Here is a 20,476-nt window from a genome sequence, read left to right on the forward strand (position 1 = left end):
GTGGGCGACGGGCGTGCTGGCCGCGTCGGCGACTCAGCCATGTCACGACGGCGAAGGAATCATGCGCGGATTGCGGTGTCCGGCGTAGGGATCGTGACGGTGTGGGTGACATCGTCGGCGCGTCCGCGGGAGGTTTCTCACGCCCGTCGGTCCTGGCGGAGTGCGAACCACAGCTCCATGCGGACGTCCGCGTCGTCCAGGTCGCGTCCGAGGAGCGCGGCCGTACGGGCCATGCGCTGGCGGACGGTGTTGCGGTGGACGCCGAGGGCGGTGGCGGTGCGGTCCCAGCTGCCGTGGTGGGCCAGCCATGCGCGCAGGGTGTCCCGAAGGACGGGGGAGAGGGGCGCGAGCAGGGCCTCGGCGTGGGCCCGGGCCTCGGCCTCGCCGACCAGGCCCGCGAAGCCGGCGTCCCGGTGCCGGGCCATCGGGGTGCGGGCCGCCTCGGCGCGCTCCAGGGCCCGCCCGGCCTGTGCGTCGGCACTGGGCAGGCCTTCGGGTTCCGTCGCGGCGCTCACCCCCAGCCGCCAGCCGGGCTGCGTGCCGGGCTCCCGGTCGGTGAGCAGCCGGACGACGGGCCCGCGCGGGTCCAGCAGTACGGTGCCCAGCGCGGCGGCGAGGGCCTGCGGGTCGCCGGCGCCGCGGGCGTGCACCGCGTACCAGGGCCTGGGGGCGAGGGCCCCAGCCGGATCGCCGTCGAGCAGCAGCCGGGTGAGCGCGGCCGCTTCGGTCCCGGCCGGGCGGCTCGCGGTGAGCAGGCTGAGCAGCACGGCCGCGACGGAGGCGATGGTGTGGTCGCCGGGGGAGCGGGCCGGGGTGGCCACGGCCAGCACGCGACCGCCGCCGGCGGCGTAGGCGGCGAGGTGCGTACCGCCGAGGGTGTCGGTCGCCGTGGCGACACCCCCGTGCGCAACCCGCCGCGCGAGCGCCCCGACGGCGGCCAGGACCTCCTCGCCGGGGACGGGGCCGGCGGCGGGCGGGGCGGGCGGGGTCGGGGTGGTTCCGCCGGTGCCGGGCGGGCGCCGGGGCGTCTCCTCGGGCGCCGAACGTGGCGAGGGGTCGGAGGGCCGGGCGGGGGTGCGTTCGGCGCCCTGCGGGGACGCCCCGGCACCCACCCGTCCCCGTCGGAACCGGTCTTCGGGGGCCGCGGTCGCCGGCGCCTCCGGGGCCGGGGTCAGCAGGGCCGCCCAGCCCCCGAGGGTTCCCGCCAGGCGGGTCAGGACGGCCGGGACCGGGTCGGGGCGGGCGGCGGCCGCCGCCAGGGACTGCTGGGCCTCGGTCACCCGGCGCAGCTCGCGCGTGCGGGCCTGCGCCATCAACCGCCAGACGGCGCGGGCGACCGCCGTGAACGGGGTGCGCGGCGGGACCTCCAGCAGCGGCAGCCCGTACAGGTCGCAGGCTTCGACGAGGGCCCGCGGGACGACCTCGTGCACGGGGGTCACCCCGAACCCGAGCGCGGCCACCCCGGCCCGCACGAGCCGCTGCACGTACTCCCGGGCCTCCCCGACCCCCTCCGTACCCGCCCTCGCGAGGCCCGCCCCCGCCGTCAGCAGCAGCTCCCCGCCCAGCAGGTACGGGGACGGGTCCGCCATCTCCGAGGCGTGCACCCCGTGCACGTCCACCTCACCGACGCCGACTCCGATGCCGCCCCCGACTCCGATGACGACGCCCGCCGGGCCGCCGCCCGCGAGCAGCCTCAGCTCCAGCTCGTCCGCGCCGAGCAACGCGGCGAGCCGCACCGGCTCGGTCGGCGGAGTGGGTCGCGCGCCTGCCCGCTCCGCATCGCCGGAGGAAGGTCGCATGGATACTCCGTACATTTCAAGGGTGGCCAGTAGATAAAACGTACACTTCGCGCCCCGCGGGTGTCCGCTTACGCTCGAAGGACCGCACCAGCACGACCTGGACCTCCGGAAGGGCACCCCTCATGAGCACGCAGCCGCGCGGCCCCGTCGACTCCTCCCGCATCCCGCGCTACGCGGGCCCCGCGACCTTCGCCCGGCTGCCCCGCCTCGACGAGGTCGGCGGCAAGGCCGACGTCGCCGTCGTCGGCGTGCCCTTCGACTCCGGAGTTTCGTACCGCCCCGGCGCCCGCTTCGGCGGCAACGCCATCCGCGAGGCCTCCCGCCTCCTGCGCCCGTACAACCCGGCGCAGGACGCCTCCCCCTTCGCCCTCGCGCAGGTCGCCGACGCGGGCGACATCGCGGCGAACCCCTTCAACATCAACGAGGCCGTCGACACGATCGAGGCCGCCGCCGACGAGCTGATCGGCAACGGCTCCCGCCTGATGACCCTCGGCGGCGACCACACCATCGCCCTGCCCCTGCTCCGCTCCGTCGCGAAGAAGCACGGCCCGGTCGCGCTGCTCCACTTCGACGCGCACCTCGACACCTGGGACACGTACTTCGGCGCCGAGTACACCCACGGCACCCCGTTCCGCCGCGCCGTCGAAGAGGGCATCCTCGACACCGAGGCGCTGTCCCACGTCGGCACCCGCGGCCCGCTGTACGGCAAGCAGGACCTGGACGACGACGCCAAGATGGGCTTCGGCATCGTCACCTCGGCCGACGTCTACCGCCGCGGCGCCGACGAGGTCGCCGACCAGCTGCGCCAGCGCATCGGCGACCGCCCGCTCTACATCTCGATCGACATCGACGTGCTCGACCCGGCCCACGCGCCCGGCACCGGCACGCCGGAGGCGGGCGGCATGACCTCCCGCGAGCTGCTGGAGATCATCCGGGGGCTGTCCTCCTGCAACCTCGTTTCCGCCGACGTGGTCGAGGTGGCCCCGGCGTACGATCACGCCGAGATCACCTCGGTCGCGGCCTCGCACACCGCGTACGAGCTCACCACGATCATGAGCCGTCAGATCGCGGCGGCGAAGGCGAAGTAAGCCGCGAAGCAAGCCGCGAACCAAGCAGCGCGCAGCACGAAGGGCACGTAACACGTGACGCACGACCACGACCTGGTTCTCCGTCCCACCGAGGCCCAGACGGCCGCCGCCCTGGCGCCGCCGCCGGGCCGGACGGGCGGGGACCTGGTCGTGGAAACGCTGCGCTCGCTCGGCGCTACCACCGTCTTCGGCCTGCCGGGACAGCACGCCCTCGGCCTCTTCGACGCGGTCGGCCGCTCCGACCTCCGTCTCGTCGGGCTCCGTACGGAGAACAACGCGGCCTTCGCCGCCGACGCGTACGGCCGCCTCACCGGCGAGGCCGTCCCGCTGCTCCTCTCCACCGGGCCGGGCGCGCTCATGGCCCTGCCCGCCCTCGCCGAGGCGGCGGCCGCATCGGCCCCCGTCCTGGCGGTCTCCTCCCAGGTCCCGACGCCCGGCCTCGGCGGCGGCCGCCGCGGCCACCTGCACGAACTGCGCGACCAGTCCGCCTCCTTCCGCGAGGTGGTGAAGTCGGTCCACACGGCCCGCACCCCCTCCCAGATCCCGTCCGTCATCGCGGAGGCCTGGGAGTCGGCCCTCACGACGCCCCACGGCCCGGTCTGGGTGGAGATCCCGGAGGACGTCCTGCGCGCCGAGACGTTCGTCCCCCAGGTCACGGGCATGGACGCGACCCCGCACGAACTGGCCCCCCGCCCGGAGCTCACCGCACTGGCCGCGCACTGGCTGTCGAAGGCCGCCCGCCCGGTGATCGTCGCGGGCGGCGGGGTGGTCCGCGCCGACGCCGCCGGCAAGCTGAAGCAGCTCGCGGAACGCCTGAACGCCCCCGTCGTCACCACCTTCGGTGGCAAGGGCGCCTTCCCCTGGACGCACCCGCTCTCCCTCCAGTCCTGGCTGGAGGACCGCCACACGACGGACTTCCTGGAGGACGCGGACGTCCTCCTCGTCGTCGGCTCCGGCCTGGGCGAACTGTCCTCGAACTACCACACGTTCTTCCCCACGGGCCGGGTGATCCAGATCGAGGCCGACCTCGGCAAGCTGGAGTCCAACCACCCCGCCCTCGGCATCCACGCGGACGCCCGCCTCGCCCTCCAGGCCCTCCTCGAAACGGTGCCGGTCCGCGAGGACCCCGATGCCCCGGAGCGCGTCCGCTCGCTCCTGGCCGCCGTCGCGGCCCGCCTGGCCACCCAGGACGTGGCCCTGGAGCAGCAGCTCCTGACCTCGATCCGGGCAGCCCTCCCGCCCCGCTCCCCGTCCTTCTGGGACATGACGATCCTGGCCTACTGGGCCTGGTCGGCCTTCGACCCGAAGCACCCCAACACCATGCACTCGGCCCAGGGCGCGGGCGGCCTCGGCTACGCCTTCCCGGCGGCCCTCGGCGCGGCCCTCGCCGAGCCGGACACCCCGGTCCTGGCGGTCTCGGGCGACGGCGGCGCGATGTACTCGGTCGCCGAACTGGCCACCGCCCGCCAGCACGACCTGGACGTCACCTGGCTGATCGTGGACGACGGCGGCTACGGCATCCTGCGCGAGTACATGACGTCCGCGTTCTCCCGGGCCACCGGTACGGAACTCACCCGCCCCGACTTCGTCGCCCTGGCGGAGTCCTTCGGCGTCCCGGCCGCCACCACGACCCCGGAAACCCTGCGGGACGACCTGAAGAAGTCCCTCGCCACTCCCGGCCCGTCGGTCCTGGTCCTCCCGGCCACCCTCAGGATGTTCGCCCCGACGCACCTCTAGGGGCGGGGCGGGCGGCCCGTCAGCCCGTCACGCTCAGCAGGCCGGGCCCTGCCGGGCCGCCGTCGCGCGCAGGAGATCGCGGAGGAGGCCGAAGTCGATCGACTCCGGCTTGCGGAAGCGCAGGCAGCCCTTGCCCATGTCGTGACCGGCCAGGGCCTCCGCGAACGCCTCACGGACGTCGGTGCGCATCAGGTAGAAGGAGACGTACTGCTTCTGGCTGGCGAACGCGATCTCGCCGACGCCGTCCCGCTCGTACACGGGCATCCCGTACGCCATGACCTCCTCGAAGCCCTTCAGCTCCGTCCGGCACAGCTGCCGCAGCCTGGTCAGGGCCTCCCTGCGGGCCTCGGGGAGCTCCGCCAGATAGCCGTCCACATCGCTCGCGCTGCTCTGCACCATGACCGGATGGTAAATCGGTCCGGGTGGCAGAGCCGCGCGCAAACCCGTTCGATTGTTGCGGCGGGATGAAATCCGCCGGTCGGGGCGTTGGCGCTTCCGGCAGGACAGGACGAACGGGGAGGCTCCACGTGGCGGCGGCAGAGACAGCGGCTGGGGACAAACAGGGCTGGGGCAGGCGACTGGCCGCCTACACCTGGCGCTACAAGCGCAACGTGCTGCTCGCGCTCGGGTCGTCGCTGGCCGGGATGGCCGTCATGGCGCTCGTCCCCCTGGTCACCAAGGTGATCATCGACGACGTCATCGGCGACCACAGCAAGCCCATGGGCCCCTGGGCCGGCATGCTCATAGCCGCGGCCGTGCTCGTGTACGTCCTGACCTACATACGCCGCTACTACGGCGGCCGGCTCGCCCTCGACGTGCAGCACGATCTGCGCACCGACATGTACGACACCATCGCCCGACTCGACGGGCGCCGGCAGGACGAGCTGTCCACCGGGCAGGTCGTGGGGCGGGCGACCAGCGACCTCCAGCTGATCCAAGGGCTGCTCTTCATGCTGCCCATGACCATCGGGAACTTCCTGCTCTTCGGGATCTCCCTCGGGATCATGCTGTGGCTGTCCCCGCTGCTGACCGTGGTCGCGCTGCTCATGGCCCCCGCCCTCTGGTTCATCGCCAAGCGCAGCCGTGTCAAGCTCTTCCCCGCCACCTGGTGGGCCCAGGGCCAGGCCGCCGCCGTCGCGACCGTCGTCGACGGTGCCGTGACCGGCGTACGGGTGGTCAAGGGCTTCGGGCAGGAGGAGCAGGAGACCGGGAAGCTGCGCGAGGCCGGCCGCCGGCTCTTCGCCGGACGGCTGCGGACCATCCGGCTGAATTCGCGCTACACCCCCGCCCTGCAGGCCGTCCCCGCCCTCGCGCAGGTCGCGATGCTGGCCCTCGGCGGCTGGATGGCCACCAACGGGCAGGTGACGCTCGGTACCTTCGTGGCCTTCTCCACGTACCTCGCCCAGCTCGTGGGGCCCGTCCGGATGCTCGCCATGGTGCTGACCGTGGGGCAGCAGGCCCGCGCCGGCGTGGAGCGGGTGTTCGAGCTCATCGACACCGAGCCGGCGATCGAGGAAGGCACGCGCGAGCTGCCCGCGGACGCCGCCGCCACCGTCGAGTTCGACGACGTGCGCTTCGGGTACGACCCCGAGCGGCCCGTCCTCGACGGGTTCTCGCTGTCGGTGGCGGAGGGGGAGACCGTCGCCGTCGTCGGGGCCTCGGGGAGCGGGAAGTCCACCGTCTCGCTGCTGCTTCCGCGCTTCTACGACGCCGACCGCGGCACCGTCCGCGTCGGCGGGCACGACGTGCGCGAGCTGACCTACCACTCCCTGCGCGGGGCGATCGGGCTCGTGCCCGAGGACTCGTTCCTCTTCTCCGACACCATCCGCGCCAACATCGCCTACGGACACCCGGAGGCCGACGAGGAGCAGATCCGGGCCGCCGCGCGGGCCGCGCAGGCCGAGGGGTTCATCGAGGCCCTGCCCGCCGGGTACGACACCAAGGTCGGCGAGCAGGGGCTCACCCTCTCCGGCGGGCAGCGGCAGCGCATAGCGCTGGCCCGCGCGATCCTCACCGACCCCCGGCTGCTGCTCCTCGACGACGCCACCTCCGCCGTCGACGCCCGCGTCGAGCACGAGATCCACGAGGCCCTGCGCGGAGTCATGGCCGGCCGCACCACCCTCCTGATCGCCCACCGCCGCTCCAGCCTCGCGCTGGCCGACCGAATAGCCGTACTGGAACACGGGCGGCTCGCCGACATCGGCACGCACGAGGAGCTGGAGCGCCGGTCGCCGCTGTACCGGCGGCTGCTCACCGACCCCGACGCCCTCGGCGCCGCCTCCCCCCGCACCCCGGACGCCCCCGCGATGGCGGAGTTCGAACGGGACCTGGACCTGGAGCGCGAGCGGGACCTGGAGCTCGAAGCCGAGATCGACTCCGAGCCCGTCAACGCCAAGCGCCGGGTCGTCGACGGGGTGACCCCCGAGCTGTGGCGGCGGCACGAGGAGGAGGGCGCCAAGACCCTCTCCGACACCAGGGCAGCGGCCGCGCCCGCCGCGGGCAGCGGGGCCCCCGGAGCCGGGCATTCCATGGCCGGCGCCGTCGCCGGGATGCCGGCCACCCCCGAACTGCTCGCGCAGGTGGCCGCGCTGCCGCCCGCCGACGACGAACCCGACGTGGACGAGACCCGCGCCGCGGGCGCCGAGGAGAGCTACGGCCTGCGCCGCCTGCTCCGCGGCTTCTGGGCGCCGCTCGCCATCAGCCTCGCGCTCGTCGCCCTCGACGCGGGCGCCGGGCTGCTGCTGCCGATCCTGATCCGGTACGGCATCGACCAGGGCGTGGAGCAGGTCGCCCTCGCCGCCGTCTGGCTGGCCGCGGGCCTCGCGCTCGCCGTGGTCGTCGCGCAGTGGGCCGCGCAGTTCGCCGAGACCCGGATGACCGGCCGCACCGGCGAACGCGTCCTGTACGCACTCCGCGTCAAGATCTTCGCCCAGCTCCAGCGCCTCGGCCTCGACTACTACGAGCGCGAGCTGACCGGCAAGATCATGACCCGGATGACCACCGACGTGGACTCGCTCTCCAGCTTCCTGCAGACCGGGCTCGTCACCGCCGTCGTCTCCGTCTTCACCTTCTTCGGGATCCTGGTCGCCCTGCTCGTCCTCGACGTCGAGCTCGCCCTGATCGTCTTCGCGACGCTCCCGGTGCTGGTCGTCGGCACGATCGTGTTCCGCCGGAAGTCGGTCACCGCCTACGAGCTCGCCCGCGACCGGGTCAGCCTGGTCAACGCCGACCTCCAGGAGTCCGTGTCCGGGCTGCGCATCGTCCAGGCCTTCCGCCGCGAGTACGCGGGCGCCGGCCGCTTCGCCGAGCGCAGCGACTCGTACCGCCAGGCCAGGGTCCGCGGGCAGTGGCTGATATCGGTCTACTTCCCCTTCGTGCAGCTGCTGTCCTCGGGCGCGGCGGCGGTCGTGCTCATCGTCGGCGCGGGCCGGGTGGAGGCCGGCACGCTGACCACCGGCGCACTGGTCGCGTACCTGCTCTACATCGACCTGTTCTTCGCCCCGGTCCAGCAGCTCTCCCAGGTCTTCGACGGCTACCAGCAGGCCACCGTCTCCCTCGGCCGCATCCAGCAGCTGCTGCGCGAGCCCACCAGCACCCCGCGTCCCGAAGACCCCCGTGAGGTGTCGGAGCTGCGCGGGGAGATCGCCTTCGAGAACGTCCGCTTCCAGTACGGGACGGCCGAGGAGCGGGGCGAGAAGGGCGAGGCGCTGGCCGGAATCAACCTGCGGATACCCGCCGGGCAAACCGTCGCCTTCGTCGGCGAGACCGGGGCCGGAAAGTCCACGCTGGTCAAGATGGTGGCCCGGTTCTACGACCCCACCTCGGGCCGGGTCACCGCCGACGGCGCCGACCTGCGGGAGCTCGACCTGACGGCGTACCGCCACCGGCTCGGGGTCGTCCCCCAGGAGTCCTACCTCTTCCCGGGGACGGTCCGCGACGCCATCGCCTACGGGCGGCCCGGGTCGAGCGACGCCGAGGTGGAGGCCGCCGCCCGCGCGGTCGGCGCCCACGACATGATCGCCACCCTGGACGGCGGCTACCTGCACACGGTCGCCGAGCGCGGACGCAACCTCTCCGCCGGGCAGCGCCAGCTGATCGCGCTGGCCCGGGCCGAGCTCGTCGACCCGGACGTACTGCTGCTCGACGAGGCCACCGCCGCCCTCGACCTGGCCACCGAGGCCCAGGTCAACCAGGCCACCGACCGCCTCGCCGGCAAGCGCACCACCCTGGTGGTGGCCCACCGGCTGACCACCGCGGCCCGCGCCGACCGGGTGGTGGTCATGGACCGCGGCCGGGTCGTGGAGGACGGCAGTCACGCCGAACTCCTGGCGCGCGGCGGCCGGTACGCCGATCTGTGGCGCACCTTCGTCGGAGAGGACGAGCGCGCCGCGGCCTGACCGACCGACGGATCAGAGTTCGCCGAAGAGCAGGTTGCCCGGGGCGTCCTCGTCGGTGCCGGTGTAGTACTCGCGCACGGCGCCGAGGAGCTCGTCCACCGTCAGGGTGCCGTCCCCGTCGGCGTCGATGCGCTGGAACAGCGCCTCGGCGTCGGCGGGGGTCAGCTCGGTGTCGAAGGCCTCCTGCGCCTTGTGGAACTCCGCCGGGCTGATGACCCCGTCGCCGTCGGTGTCGACGATCGTCAGGATCGCCTTGACCATCGGGCGGAACGAGCGGTCGTAGGCGGGCCCGCCCTGCGCGTACAGGCGGGTCATGCCCTCCTTGTACTCCTCGGGCGTGACCTTGCCGTCCCGGTCCATGTCCAGCTCGGTGAACAGCTCCTGCCAGAAGTCGACGAGCCCGCCCATCACCAGCGTCGCCTTCGGTGAGGTGGCCGGCTCCGCGAGGGCCGACAGCAGCCGGGAACCGAGCGCGATGATGTCGTGCTCGTCGATGACCCCGCTGTTGTCGGCGTCGAGGTGCGTGAAGGCGCGGTCCAGCTTGCGGTCGAGCAGGTCGTTCGTCATGTCAAATGCCTTTCACGGCTACGGTAAGCGTGCGGACGGTCACCTAGCGTAGTCTGCAGCTTGATCGTGAACTCCCGTTCTCCCGCTAGGAAGTTGTGGATGCACTCTTACGAGGTATGGGTGGCCGGCGCCGAGGAGCCCGGGACCCGTTGGGTGTACTGGCCGAGGGTCGGTCAACTGCTTCGCGAGCCCTTCGAGGTGCTCGCCCTCAAGGCGCGCCTGGAGCGCGGTGAGGACCTCCCGTACGACGACCGGCTGCTCGCCGGCCGCGTCGCCATGTCCACCCGGGAGCAGGGCCTGCGCGCCCTGGCCGCCGCCCGCGCCGCGCAGCCCGGCTGGGCCCGGGTGTCGCTGGAGGACCGGCTGGAGCTGCTCCACGGGGTCTACCGGGCGGCCGTGGAGCGGCGCGCCGAGCTGACCGACCTGCTGGTCGCCGAGGGGCACCCCGTACGGCTGGCCGAATGGGAACTGGCCTCCGTGGCCGCCTCGTTCCACCCGGACTCGGTCGCCGAGTGCGCCGCCCAGTTGCGGCAGCCGGAGCGGATCGCGGTGGGCCGGCGGATCCGCATGGTCCGCAAGCCGGACGGGGTCGTCTGCCTGAGCCCGCCCCGCAACGCCCCGACCTCCAACTCCTTCTACGGGGTGCTGACGCTGGCCGCCGGCAACGCCCTCGTCGTCAACGCGCCGCCGACCGCCCCCCTCGGGGTGAGCTTCGTCTACCGGGAGATCGTGGCCCCGCTCCTGGAGCGCCTCGGCGCCCCGCCCGGCACCCTGAACGTGCTCTCGACGCACGCCCGCGCTGTGATGCGGCAGTGGCTGGACAGCCCCGACTGCGACGACATCGTCTTCTTCGGGGGCTCGGAGCAGGGCCTCAAACTGGAGCGGGAGTGCGTGGTCGCGGGCAAGAAGCCCGTACTCGAACTCTCCGGGAACGACGGCGTGCTCGTGTGGGCCGACGCCGAGACGGACCTCGCCGCACGCGCTCTGTGTGAGCGGTACTACGGCTCCGGGCAGATCTGCATGACCCCGAAGTTCGCGATCGTCCACCCGGAGGCGGCGGAGCAGCTGCTGAAGGAACTGGTGGGCAGGGTGCGGGACATCCGCCCGGGGCCGCCCGAGGACCCGGACACCGTACTGAGCCCGGTGGTCAAGCGGGCCGAGTTCACCGAGTATCTGGACGAGGTGCTGGCGGCCGGCGGGGAGCTGCTGTGCGGCGGCGAGTTCGTGGACGTGGACGACGTACCGGCCGCCGCCGGGCCCTTCATCCGTCCGGCCGTCGTCCGCGTGGACGGACTGGCCGCGGCCGCCCGGCTGCGCGCCTTCCGCGAGGAGACCTTCTTCCCGTTGCTGTGCGTGGTCGTCCCCGAGGTGCCGGTACGGATCGAGGAGGCCATCGGGTTCCTCAACGCCAACCGGTACGGGCTGCGCAACTCCCTGTGGACGCGGGACGAGCGGGTCGTCGAGCGGTTCTGCGCGGAAGTCGTCAACGGCGGCATGCTGAAGGTCAACGACTCGCACATCGGCTGCCTGCCGGTGCTCCCGTACAACGGCGGTACGGGCGCCACGGGCGGGATCTTCGGCGAGGCCAACCAGCCCGTCGTGCGCACCACCCACCTCCAGTCGATCGCCGTCGCCACCCTGGTCCGCCCCCGGGAGTCGGTCTTCGACCACGCGGCGGGCGTGATGTGAACCCGGGGTCCGGGGCCCGGGTCCCGGCGGGCTGAAGTCCTTGCCCACTGCAACCTTCCAGGGGGTCCGAACGTCGTACGTGCGTACGCACGTTGTACGTACGACCGATGGGGGGCAGGGTGCTGAAGGGGTGGTGGGGGAGCGGCCGCCGGGTCGCGCCGCTCGGGGTGTTCACGGCGGCGCTGTGGCTCTGCGCGGGCGGGCTGTTCACGGGCTCGCCCGCGCATGCGGCGACGGCCGCGTCCCAGGCCGGGAGCGGGCTCTGCGGGGGCAGGCTCGTGCGGACGCTGCCGTTCGAAACCGGCGAGGTCCGCGTGTACAAGACCCGTACGCAGGCCTGCGCGCTGACCGTGGCGCGGGTACCGGGCGAGCGGCGCCGGATGGCGGTGAGCATTCAGCCGCGTGGCGGAGCCCCGGTACGCGATGAGGGGCGGTTCACCCGGTATGCCGGGCCCGTCACCGTCGGCGCGATCAACCGATGTGTCTATGTAAAGGGTGGCGTGGGAGCCGGAACGGTCGATTCCGGCTGGATTCTGTGCTGACGGAGCGACCCAACAAGGTCTGGTCAGCGGCGTGTTGACCCCGCTAGGTTCACGGCGACCGAAGTGAACTCAAGGGGAGGGTGAATGCGCAAGACGCTCGGATGGCTGCTGTCGCTCGTGGTGCTGATCGGCACCATGGGCGCGGCCGGCACCACGGCACAAGCGGCCACAGCCGCGGAGCCGGCCGCCGCCGCGGACATCAAGGACCAGGTCCTCGGCATTCCCGGGATGAGTCTGATCGAGGAGAAGCCGTACCCCGGGTACCGCTTCTTCGTACTGAACTACGAGCAGCCGGTCGACCACCGGCAGCCGTGGAAGGGCACCTTCAAGCAGCGCGTGACCCTGCTGCACAAGGACGTGTCGCGCCCGACGGTCTTCTTCACGTCCGGGTACAACGTCAACACGAGCCCGCGCCGCAGCGAGCCGACGACCATAGTCGACGGTAACCAGCTGTCGATGGAGTATCGATTCTTCACTCCGTCGCGGCCCGACCCGGCCCACTGGGACGACCTGACCATCTGGCAGGCCGCCAGCGACCAGCACCGCCTCTTCACAGCCCTGAAGAAGATCTACAAGAAGAACTGGCTGTCCACGGGCGGCAGCAAGGGCGGCATGACGGCGACCTACTACGAGCGCTTCTACCCGCGCGACATGGACGGTGTCGTCGCGTACGTCGCGCCCAACGACGTCGTCAACAAGGAGGACGCGGCCTACGACCGGTTCTTCGCCACCGTCGGCACCAAGGAGTGCCGCGACAGGCTGAACGCGGTGCAGCGCGAGGCGCTCGTGCGCCGTGAGCCGCTGGAGGCCAAGTACGCGGCCGCCGCCGCCGAGAACGGCTGGACCTTCACCACCGTCGGCAACCTCGACAAGGCCTTCGAGGCCGTCGTGCTCGACTACGTGTGGGCCTTCTGGCAGTACAGCCTGCTCGCCGACTGCACCACGATCCCCACCGCCGCGACCGCGAGCGACCAGGAGATCTGGGACACGATCGACGCGATCTCCGGCTTCTCGGCCTACGCCGACCAGGGCCTGCAGACGTACACGCCGTACTACTACCAGGCCGGCACGCAGCTCGGTTCCCCGGACATCAAGCAGCCGCACCTGGCCGGCCTGAGCCGCTACGGGTACCAGCCGCCGCGCAACTTCGTGCCGCGCGACATCCCGATGTCCTTCCAGCCGCAGGCCATGCGGGACATCGACACCTGGGTGCGCAACAACGCGAACCGGATGATGTTCGTGTACGGGCAGAACGACCCGTGGGGCGCCGAGCCGTTCCGCCTCGGGTACGGGGCCCGCGACAGCTACGTGATGACCGCGCCGGGCGCCAACCACGGCGCGCGGATCACCGGGCTCCTGGACGGCGAGAAGGCCCTCGCGACCCAGAAGATCCTGGAGTGGGCAGGGGTGGCTCCGGCCGCCACCGCGCTCTCCGACGCGCGCACCGCCGCCCCGGCGGCGTACCTGGCGGCGCCGGACGCCGAGCTCGACCAGGCCGACCTGCGGCGCGAGCCGCAGCTGCGCCGGTAACTCCCCCGGGGCCACGGGCGGGCTAGTACGTCAGCCCGTGGCCCAGCGGGTAGCGGCCCGGCACCGGCACCGGGAGGTGGCCGGAGGGCCGGGCCGCCCCCGTGAGCACCCGGGCCGCCGCCCGCATCTCGACGTCCGTCCAGGAGTACGTCGCCAGCTCGGCGGCGCAGGCCGGCAGCCGGGCCGGGTCGTACGGATTGCGCACCGCCAGCAGCACCACCGGCACGCCGGTTTCGACCAGTTCCGCGATCAGGGTGCGCTGCGTGCTCTCGCCTTCCGGGACGTTGTACGTGCACACGAGCACCGCCGACCGCCCGGCCGCAGAGGCCACCGCGCGGGCGGGCGGCACCGCCGTCGCCCGGCAGCCCAGGGCGGTCAGCTCCCGCGCCAGAACGGCCGTGGGGGGTCCGGTCGTGCCCGTGGGGGAGACCGGGTCCGTACCGGTGACCAGGAGCTGCGGGGCCTCGCCCGGGTCGAAGGGCAGCAGTCCGGCCGGGTTCGCCAGGAGGGTCGTCGTACCGGCCGCGATCTCGTCGGCCGCGGTGAGGTGTTCGGGGATGCCGACCGTGGTGGCGGAGGTCCCGTCAGCCGGGCCGAACAGGCCGCGGCGGGACTTGAGTTCCAGGATCCGGAGGACCGATTCGTCGATGCGGGCCTCCGTGAGTTCGTTCTTCTCCACGGCCTCCAGCACGCTGCGGTGCGCGAGCTCCAGGTCCGGCGGGTTCAGCAGCTGGTCGCAGCCGGCCAGCAGGGCCAGCACCGGGACGCGTTCGTCCCCGTACTTCTGACGGACCCCGGCCATGTCGAGGGCGTCGGTCACCACCACCCCCCGGAAGCCCAGGCGTTCGCGCAGGATGCCGGTGACGATGGGCCGGGAGAGGGTCGCCGGATCGCCCGAGGGGTCGAGCGCGGGGAAGACGATGTGGGCCGTCATGATCGAGTCCACGCCCGCCCGCACCGCCGCTCGGAAGGGCGGCTCGTCCAGCTCCTCCCACTGCGCGCGGGTGTGCCGCATCACCGGCAGGCCGACGTGGCTGTCCGTCTCGGTGTCCCCGTGGCCCGGGAAGTGCTTCGCGGTGGCGGCCACCCCGGCGTCCTGGTAGCCGCGGACCTGGGCGGCCACCAGGGCCGCCACGGCCTGCGGATCGGAGCCGAAGGACCGTACACCGATCACCGGGTTGGCCGGGTTCACGTTCACGTCGGCCACCGGGGCGTAGTCCTGGCGGATGCCCATCGCGGCGAGCTCGGTGGCGGCGATGCGGGCGGCCCGCCGGGCGTTGTCGGTGGAGCCGGCCGCGCCCAGGGCCATGGCCCCGGGGAGGAGGGTGGCGGGCTTCCCGATGCGGGCGATGATGCCGTGCTCCTGGTCGGTGGAGAGCATCAGCGGGATCCGGGGGCCGGTGGTGCGGGCGGCCTGCTGGAGACCGGCCGAGAGGTCGGCGATCTGCTGCGGGGTGCGGGTGTTGTGGGCCCAGGCGAAGTAGACGATCCCGCCGAGGTGATAGCGGGAGACCAGCTCGGCGGCGGTGCGGACCCCGAACAGGGACAGGTTCTGCTCCGCGTCCGCCGGGTCGGGGTCGGTGGCCGAGTGGCCGTACGCACGGGAGACGAACAGCTGGCCGACCTTCTCCGCCAGGCTCATGTCCGCGAGGAGGCGGCGCAGCCGGGCCCGGTCGGGGCGGCGCGGACGGCTTTCCGGGTTGCGGGGGTCGTCCGGGGCGCGGTGGGCGCCGATGGCGGCGGAACCGGCCCCGGCGGCGGCGACGGCGACCATGGCGGCCGCGGCGAGCAGGTTCCGGCGGGAGGCGAGGTACGGCACGCGCCGGACCCTACCGCCGTCGTGTGCGCGGGGGCGGGCGTGTCGGGGGGCGTGTCGGGGGCCGGGTGGCTGCGCCGCCGGGCGGGGTCGGGGGGTTCCGCCGGGGCTGGGCGCGCGCCGGGGCGTCTCCTCGGGCGTCGAACGGTTCCAGGGGTCGGTGGGCCGAGGGTGGTTGTGTTCGATGCCCTGCGGGGACGCCCCGCCACCCACCCGTCCCCGGCGGAGGCGGAGCCTAAGAGGGCGGCCAGTGGGACTGGAGGGTGCGGACGGCTTCGGTGATGGCGGGGCGGCGGGCCGCGCCGGTGCGCCACAGGGCGTAGAGGCGGCGTACGGGGCCCGGTTGCAGGGGTACGGCCACGGCGCCCGGGGGGAGCGGGCCGGTGCCCAGGCGGGGGACGACGGCCACGCCGAGGCCCGCTGCCACCAGGGCGACGATGGTGTGGTTCTCCTCGGCGATGTGCACGATGTCGGGCTCGAAGCCGGCCGTGCGCAGGGTCCGGACCAGCCAGTCGTGGCAGACCCGGCCGGGTGGCGGGCAGATCCAGCGCTCGCCGTTGAGGTCGGAGCGCCGGATGACCTCGCGGGTGGTGAAGGGGTGGCCGGTGGGGACGATGAGGTCGCAGTGGTCGTCGCCGATGAGTGTCTGTTCGATGCCGTCGGGGGCGGGGAGCGGGGCGATGTCCCAGTCGTGGGCGACCGCCAGGTCGGTGACGCCCCGGGCCACCAGGTCGACGGAGAGGTGCGGGTCGACCTCGGTGAGGCGGACGTCCAGGGCGGGGTGGCGGTGGGCCAGGTCGGAGAGGACGCGGGGGAGCAGGCCGCGGGCTGCCGAGGGGAAGACCGCCAGTGTCAGGAGTCCGCTCGGTCGGCCGCGGCGCTCCTCCAGGGTGGTTTCGGCGCGCTCCACGATGGCCAGCAACTCCCGGGCCGTGGAGGCCAGATGGTGGGCCTCCTCGGTGAGCGCGACCCCGCGGCCGCGCCGCTCCAGGAGGGTGGTGCGGGTTTCCCGCTCCAGCTTCGCGATCTGCTGGGAGACGGCGGAGGGGGTGTAGCCGAGGGCGGCCGCCGCGCCCGCGACCGAGCCGTGGACGGAGACGGCGTGCAGGGCGCGCAGCCGGGCGAGATCGAGCATGCGCCAATCGTAAGCAATGCTTCATCGGTGGGGGTAGTGATTCGCGCTGGTGCTTCATCGTCCGGGCGTCGAAGCTTGTTGCATGCGTCCCGTACACATCGCGCTCGCCGTGCTCGTCGCCGCTCTCTGGGGCTTCAACTTCGTCGTCATCGAGGTGGGGTTGGACCACTTCCCGCCGCTGTTGCTGTCCGCTCTGAGGTTCCTCGTCGCCGCTCTGCCCGCCGTGTTCTTCGTCGGCAGGCCCAAGGTCGCCTGGAAGTGGATCCTCGGGGTGGGCGTGGCCCTGGGGATCGCCAAGTTCGGCCTGCTCTTCACCGGGATGGACGCCGGGATGCCGGCCGGGCTGTCCTCGCTCGTGCTGCAGATCCAGGCCGTGTTCACGGCCGTCTTCGCCGCCGTCGTGCTGCGGGAGCGGCCGGGGTGGGTGCGGATCACCGGGATGGGAGTGGCGCTCGCCGGGATCGGGGTGGCTGCTGTGGACGGCGGCACGGGTGGGCCCGTGCTCGGGTTCGTGCTGGTCGTCGCTGCTGCTGCCTGCTGGGGTGTGTCCAACGTGCTGACTCGCAAGGCCGCCCCGGCCGACGCGCTGAACTTCATGGTGTGGGTGTGCGTGGTACCGGTGCTGCCGCTGGTCGGGCTGTCCCTCGTGTTCGAGGGGCCAGATCGGGACCTGGCGGCGCTGCGGGCGCTGGACTGGTCCGGGGTGGGCGTCATCGCGTACGTGGCGTGGGTGTCGACCGTTTTCGGATTCGGGGCCTGGGGCTACCTGCTGCGCCGGTACCCGGCTTCGTCCGTGGCGCCGTTCTCCCTGCTGGTCCCGGTCTTCGGGATGTCCTCGGCGGCCCTGGTCCTCGGGGAGTCCGTGTCGGGGCTGCGCTGGGTGGCGGCGGTGCTGCTGGTGGGTGGGGTCGCGCTCACCTCGCTGGCGCCCGCGCGGCTCAGTGGGGGCGGCTCTCCTGGAGCGGAAGCCGCCAGTCCTGGCCCGTCAGACTCACTCCGTACGACCGGTGCGGGCGCTCCGCGATCAGCGTGAACCCGGCCCGCAGGTAGAGCTCGCGGGCGTCGGTGAGGACGTCGTTCGTCCACAGCACCAGCTCGCGGTAGCCGACGGAGCGGGCGAAGTCGATCACCGCGGAGACGAGATGGGTGCCGATGCCGTGGCCGCGGCTCTCCGGGTCGACGAGGAGGAGGCGCAGCCGGGCGGTGCCGGGTGCGCTTTCCTCCCGTACGCACATCACCGAGCCGACGGGGCGGCCGTCCAGCTCCGCGATCCAGATCTGTTCCAGGTACGGATCGTGGTCCTGGGCGAAGTCGGCGACGACCCGGGCCACCATGCCCTCGAAGTCGGCGTTCCAGCCGTACTCGGCCGCGTACAGCGCGCCGTGGCGCTGCACGATCCAGCCCAGCTCTCCCGGTTCGGGGTTCCGCAGCCGCACGTTGCCGTTGTGAGCCATGGACCCAACTTTATGGCGCCTGGACGGCCTCGGAGCCCCGAACGCTGAGCCAACTGTTGTTTCGGTTGTTTCGGTTGCTAACCGTGATCGGAGGTCGATTAGTTCGTTTGGGTGAACGGGGACTGATGCGGGCACGTCGGGTTCGGTGGGGCATCAGTCTGAGCGGAGAACGTCAGTGCTGTTGTGGGTGGGGAGGGGGTGGCTGTGGCGCGCGGTGGAGGCAAGGGGAAGCGTGTACTGCGCACGATGGCTGTTCCGTTCACTGTGTCGGCTCCTGCGGGTGCGCGGATCCGGGATCGTCTGCACCTGTCTACTCGCGATGGCGAGGTCTTGCGGATCGTCGGCGAGCACCTCGGCGGGCACGCGCGTGCTGATCTGGCCGAGCGGGTGCGGATCGGGATGGTGCCGGTCAAGGAGAACCGTCGGGCGGAGCGCAAGCGCGACCTGACGACGGTGTCGTCGTCGCGGTGGGCGGGTGCGATCACCCGTGCGTCCGAGGACCAGTACCAGCTCTCGCTGCGCTGTCTGTTCGATGAGCGGGCGTCCCTGCGCCGGGCGATCTCGAAGATCCGTTCGCGTCTGGCGGTGCCGTGCGGCCAGCGCGTGGGTGGTGTGCGCGGCTATCCGAGTCGGGGCGAGCGTACGCAGAAGCAGTGCCGGTTGCAGGTGCTCACCACCCGGCTGGCCGAGGTGGAGCGGAGGATCGAGGCCGGGCGTCCGGCGATCGTCGTCGGCGGCCGTCCGCTGGCGAAGGTGCGGCACAGCCTCGCGGATGCCGGTCTCACCGAGACCGGGTGGCGGGAGCGCTGGGATGCGCAGCGGATGTTCCTGACCGCTGACGGTGAGTCCGGCGCGCCGCATGGGAACTACACGATCAGCGTGGATCCGGCCGACGGGACGGTCATGCTCGTCCTGCCCGAACCGCTCAGGCACCTGGCGAACGCGCCGCGTGGCCGCTACCGGCTTGCCTGCACCGTCACGTTCCATCACCGCCGCGAGGAGTGGCTGGACCGTGCCACGGCCAAGAGGTCGGTGCGCTACGACATCACACACGACCCCGTGCGTGGCCGCTGGTACCTGGACGTTTCCTGGTCCACCGAGAAGACCGCGCTGCCCGCGCCCGTCGAGCTGGCCGCCGCGGGTGTCCGGCTGCTGGCCGTGGACCTCAACGCGGACCATTTCGCCGCGTGCGTGGTGGATGCTCACGGCAATCCGGTCGGCGAACCGTTCACCGTCGCCACTGACCTGACCGGACCCGCATCCCAGCGCGACGGCCGTCTGCGGGCCGCGATCACCACACTGATCGACCTCGCCCGGGCGAATGGCTGCGCAGGTGTGGCGATCGAGAACCTGGGCTTCAGCGACGCCCGGGCCACCGGCCGCGAAACCATGGGACGCGGCAAACGCGGTAAGACATTCCGGCGCACCGTCGCCGGACTCCCCACCGCGAAGTTCCGGGAACGACTGCGCGGTATGGCCCACCACCGCGGACTCGTTGTCGTCGCGGTTGATCCGGCCTACACCTCGCGCTGGGGCGGCTGGTACTGGCAGGTCCCGCTCCAGCAGCAGTCAAAGACCACCGTTACTCGGCATCACGGTGCCTCGGTGGCGATCGGCAGGCGTGCCTTCGGGTACGGGATACGGCGTCGGCCAGGTGTGACCGCACACGACCAGAGGATCGTGGCGCGGAGAGCTACCGGCCAGGCCGTCCCCCACCCGAGGGCACGCGGGACCGCGAGCCCGCCAAGGACCACAGGCACGCCCCGTCGGGGCACCAAGACCTGCAGGGACCGAAGCGACTCCCTCGCGCTGTTCCCGGTCTCCCAAGACCGTCCGGGGAGACAACCGGCAAGCCCGGTGTACGGCGATCCGGCCAACAGTGGCCGACATCGTCAGGAACGGTGAGTTGCTACTTCTTTCCGCCGCCCAGGATCTGGCCCAGGAGGTCGCCGAGGCCGCCGGCCTCCGCGGGGGGCGCGCCGGCCGCCTTCGGGGCGCCCGCGCCGGACTTGCCGGAGGCGGCGCGCTTCGCGAAGACGGCGAGGAGGACCGGGATCAGCAGTTCGATGACCCGGCTGATGGTGGGGGCGGGGATGCCGGTCTTCTTCGAGACGGCGTTGGCCACGGGCTTGCTCACCTTGGCCAGGACCCCGGCCATCATTCCGCCGGTGAGCATCCCGCCGAGGCCGCCGCCGAGCGTGGACACGCCCTGGAGCGGGGGCTCGGCCACCTCCGCGAAGGCCTGGCGGACCTCGTCGTCATCGGCGTCGGCCTTCTGCTGGAGGTCGCCCGTCATCGCGCCGACCGTGGTGGCGATGGTGTCGCGCGCGCCGTTGGCGTCCGTACCGAGCAGTCCGGCGATCTCGGACAGCTTGTCGTCGCCGAGTTCGCCCAGCACGTCGTCCTGGAATGAAGATTCGCTCATGCCGGAAACGCTACTTCTGTCGCGATTTACCGGCACCTTGGGTGGATGTGTCGTGCGCACTGGGTAACGGATTCGTAAAGCTGTGATTCCGGATGCAACCGTGCGGGCGCATCGCGGGTCATACGGTCCGTCGGCACTTCCGGGGAGGGATCTGGGGGGATCGGGAAGTCCGACACGGGAGGGGTAACCGTGAGGGGGTCCGGCCGGAAGGCGGGACCCCCTTCGCGCTGTCCCCACGCTGTCCCCATGTTGTCCACAGGCCTGACGTGCTGTCGGCGCCGGGCGGTAGCTTCGGGT

The 20,476-nt window shown here is 72.6% G+C and carries 14 protein-coding genes and 1 pseudogene; 8 read left to right on the top strand and 7 right to left on the bottom strand.

Annotated elements, in window-relative coordinates:
• Window positions 1-137: 137 nt before the first annotated feature.
• The gene (locus OG625_RS25245; RefSeq protein WP_329385329.1) at window positions 138-1,799 is read right to left on the bottom strand and encodes a PucR family transcriptional regulator; all 1,662 of its coding nucleotides are present in this window, start codon (window positions 1,797-1,799) and stop codon (window positions 138-140) included.
• A gap of 122 nt (window positions 1,800-1,921) precedes the next feature.
• Between OG625_RS25245 and speB the strand changes: the two genes are divergently transcribed.
• Window positions 1,922-2,887 (top strand): agmatinase, encoded by a 966-nt coding sequence (speB, locus tag OG625_RS25250; RefSeq protein ID WP_329385332.1) that lies wholly within the window; start codon window positions 1,922-1,924, stop codon window positions 2,885-2,887.
• A 54-nt stretch (window positions 2,888-2,941) separates the two neighbouring features.
• Window positions 2,942-4,624: a thiamine pyrophosphate-binding protein gene (locus OG625_RS25255; protein ID WP_329385335.1), complete on the top strand. Its 1,683-nt coding sequence runs from the start codon at window positions 2,942-2,944 to the stop codon at window positions 4,622-4,624.
• 33 nt (window positions 4,625-4,657) lie between these two features.
• On the opposite strand, the gene OG625_RS25260 is transcribed toward OG625_RS25255, so the two are convergent.
• Complete coding sequence (locus OG625_RS25260) at window positions 4,658-5,023, bottom strand: iron chaperone (protein WP_329385337.1); 366 nt, start codon at window positions 5,021-5,023, stop codon at window positions 4,658-4,660.
• A 128-nt stretch (window positions 5,024-5,151) separates the two neighbouring features.
• On the opposite strand from OG625_RS25260, the gene OG625_RS25265 reads away from it, so the two are divergent.
• Window positions 5,152-9,021, top strand: a complete 3,870-nt coding sequence (locus tag OG625_RS25265) for an ABC transporter ATP-binding protein (protein WP_329385340.1) — start codon at window positions 5,152-5,154, stop codon at window positions 9,019-9,021.
• 12 nt (window positions 9,022-9,033) lie between these two features.
• On the opposite strand, the gene OG625_RS25270 is transcribed toward OG625_RS25265, so the two are convergent.
• Complete coding sequence (locus tag OG625_RS25270) at window positions 9,034-9,588, bottom strand: EF-hand domain-containing protein (protein ID WP_329385342.1); 555 nt, start codon at window positions 9,586-9,588, stop codon at window positions 9,034-9,036.
• A gap of 99 nt (window positions 9,589-9,687) precedes the next feature.
• Here OG625_RS25270 and OG625_RS25275 point away from each other — a divergent pair, with 99 nt between their 5' ends.
• The 3 genes from OG625_RS25275 (at window position 9,688) to OG625_RS25285 (ending at window position 13,349) form a co-directional block, all read left to right on the top strand.
• A complete protein-coding gene (locus tag OG625_RS25275; RefSeq protein WP_329385345.1) occupies window positions 9,688-11,277 on the top strand; it encodes an aldehyde dehydrogenase family protein in 1,590 nt (529 codons plus the stop codon).
• Window positions 11,278-11,384: 107 nt separating this feature from the next.
• On the top strand, window positions 11,385-11,819 hold the full coding sequence (locus OG625_RS25280) for a hypothetical protein (protein ID WP_329385348.1): 435 nt from the start codon (window positions 11,385-11,387) through the stop codon (window positions 11,817-11,819).
• Window positions 11,820-11,903: 84 nt separating this feature from the next.
• Window positions 11,904-13,349, top strand: coding sequence for an aminopeptidase (locus tag OG625_RS25285; RefSeq protein WP_329385351.1), 1,446 nt, complete (start codon window positions 11,904-11,906; stop codon window positions 13,347-13,349).
• A gap of 22 nt (window positions 13,350-13,371) precedes the next feature.
• Here OG625_RS25285 and OG625_RS25290 read toward each other — a convergent pair whose 3' ends face one another.
• Window positions 13,372-15,168 (bottom strand): glycoside hydrolase family 3 protein, encoded by a 1,797-nt coding sequence (locus tag OG625_RS25290; protein WP_329385354.1) that lies wholly within the window; start codon window positions 15,166-15,168, stop codon window positions 13,372-13,374.
• 232 nt (window positions 15,169-15,400) lie between these two features.
• The gene (locus OG625_RS25295; RefSeq protein WP_329385357.1) at window positions 15,401-16,300 is read right to left on the bottom strand and encodes a LysR family transcriptional regulator; all 900 of its coding nucleotides are present in this window, start codon (window positions 16,298-16,300) and stop codon (window positions 15,401-15,403) included.
• Between the two features lie 82 nt (window positions 16,301-16,382).
• Between OG625_RS25295 and OG625_RS25300 the strand changes: the two genes are divergently transcribed.
• Window positions 16,383-17,333, top strand: coding sequence for an EamA family transporter (locus OG625_RS25300; RefSeq protein ID WP_329385361.1), 951 nt, complete (start codon window positions 16,383-16,385; stop codon window positions 17,331-17,333).
• Here OG625_RS25300 and OG625_RS25305 read toward each other — a convergent pair.
• Window positions 17,239-17,736 (bottom strand): annotated as a pseudogene (locus OG625_RS25305) (GNAT family N-acetyltransferase); the annotation flags it as partial. The gene OG625_RS25300 and the pseudogene OG625_RS25305 sit on opposite strands and share 95 nt — an antisense overlap.
• Window positions 17,737-18,000: 264 nt before the next feature.
• Here OG625_RS25305 and OG625_RS25310 point away from each other — a divergent pair.
• Entirely contained in the window at window positions 18,001-19,659 is a 1,659-nt protein-coding gene (locus OG625_RS25310) for a hypothetical protein (protein WP_329385364.1), read from the top strand.
• 4 nt (window positions 19,660-19,663) lie between these two features.
• Here the strand turns inward: OG625_RS25310 and OG625_RS25315 are convergent, their stop codons facing one another.
• Window positions 19,664-20,179, bottom strand: coding sequence for a DUF937 domain-containing protein (locus OG625_RS25315; protein WP_329385367.1), 516 nt, complete (start codon window positions 20,177-20,179; stop codon window positions 19,664-19,666).
• Window positions 20,180-20,476: the final 297 nt, after the last annotated feature.

It is taken from the genome of Streptomyces sp. NBC_01351, assembly GCF_036237315.1.
GTDB lineage: Bacteria > Actinomycetota > Actinomycetes > Streptomycetales > Streptomycetaceae > Streptomyces.

Coding starts and splice junctions, on each gene's coding strand:
- OG625_RS25245 (WP_329385329.1), bottom strand. CDS start 1,799: ATGCGACCTTCCTCCGGCGATGCGGAGCGGGCAGGCGCGCGACCCACT.
- speB (WP_329385332.1), top strand. CDS start 1,922: ATGAGCACGCAGCCGCGCGGCCCCGTCGACTCCTCCCGCATCCCGCGC.
- OG625_RS25260 (WP_329385337.1), bottom strand. CDS start 5,023: ATGGTGCAGAGCAGCGCGAGCGATGTGGACGGCTATCTGGCGGAGCTC.
- OG625_RS25270 (WP_329385342.1), bottom strand. CDS start 9,588: ATGACGAACGACCTGCTCGACCGCAAGCTGGACCGCGCCTTCACGCAC.
- OG625_RS25275 (WP_329385345.1), top strand. CDS start 9,688: ATGCACTCTTACGAGGTATGGGTGGCCGGCGCCGAGGAGCCCGGGACC.
- OG625_RS25280 (WP_329385348.1), top strand. CDS start 11,385: ATGGGGGGCAGGGTGCTGAAGGGGTGGTGGGGGAGCGGCCGCCGGGTC.
- OG625_RS25285 (WP_329385351.1), top strand. CDS start 11,904: ATGCGCAAGACGCTCGGATGGCTGCTGTCGCTCGTGGTGCTGATCGGC.
- OG625_RS25295 (WP_329385357.1), bottom strand. CDS start 16,300: ATGCTCGATCTCGCCCGGCTGCGCGCCCTGCACGCCGTCTCCGTCCAC.
- OG625_RS25300 (WP_329385361.1), top strand. CDS start 16,383: ATGCGTCCCGTACACATCGCGCTCGCCGTGCTCGTCGCCGCTCTCTGG.
- OG625_RS25310 (WP_329385364.1), top strand. CDS start 18,001: ATGGCTGTTCCGTTCACTGTGTCGGCTCCTGCGGGTGCGCGGATCCGG.
- OG625_RS25315 (WP_329385367.1), bottom strand. CDS start 20,179: ATGAGCGAATCTTCATTCCAGGACGACGTGCTGGGCGAACTCGGCGAC.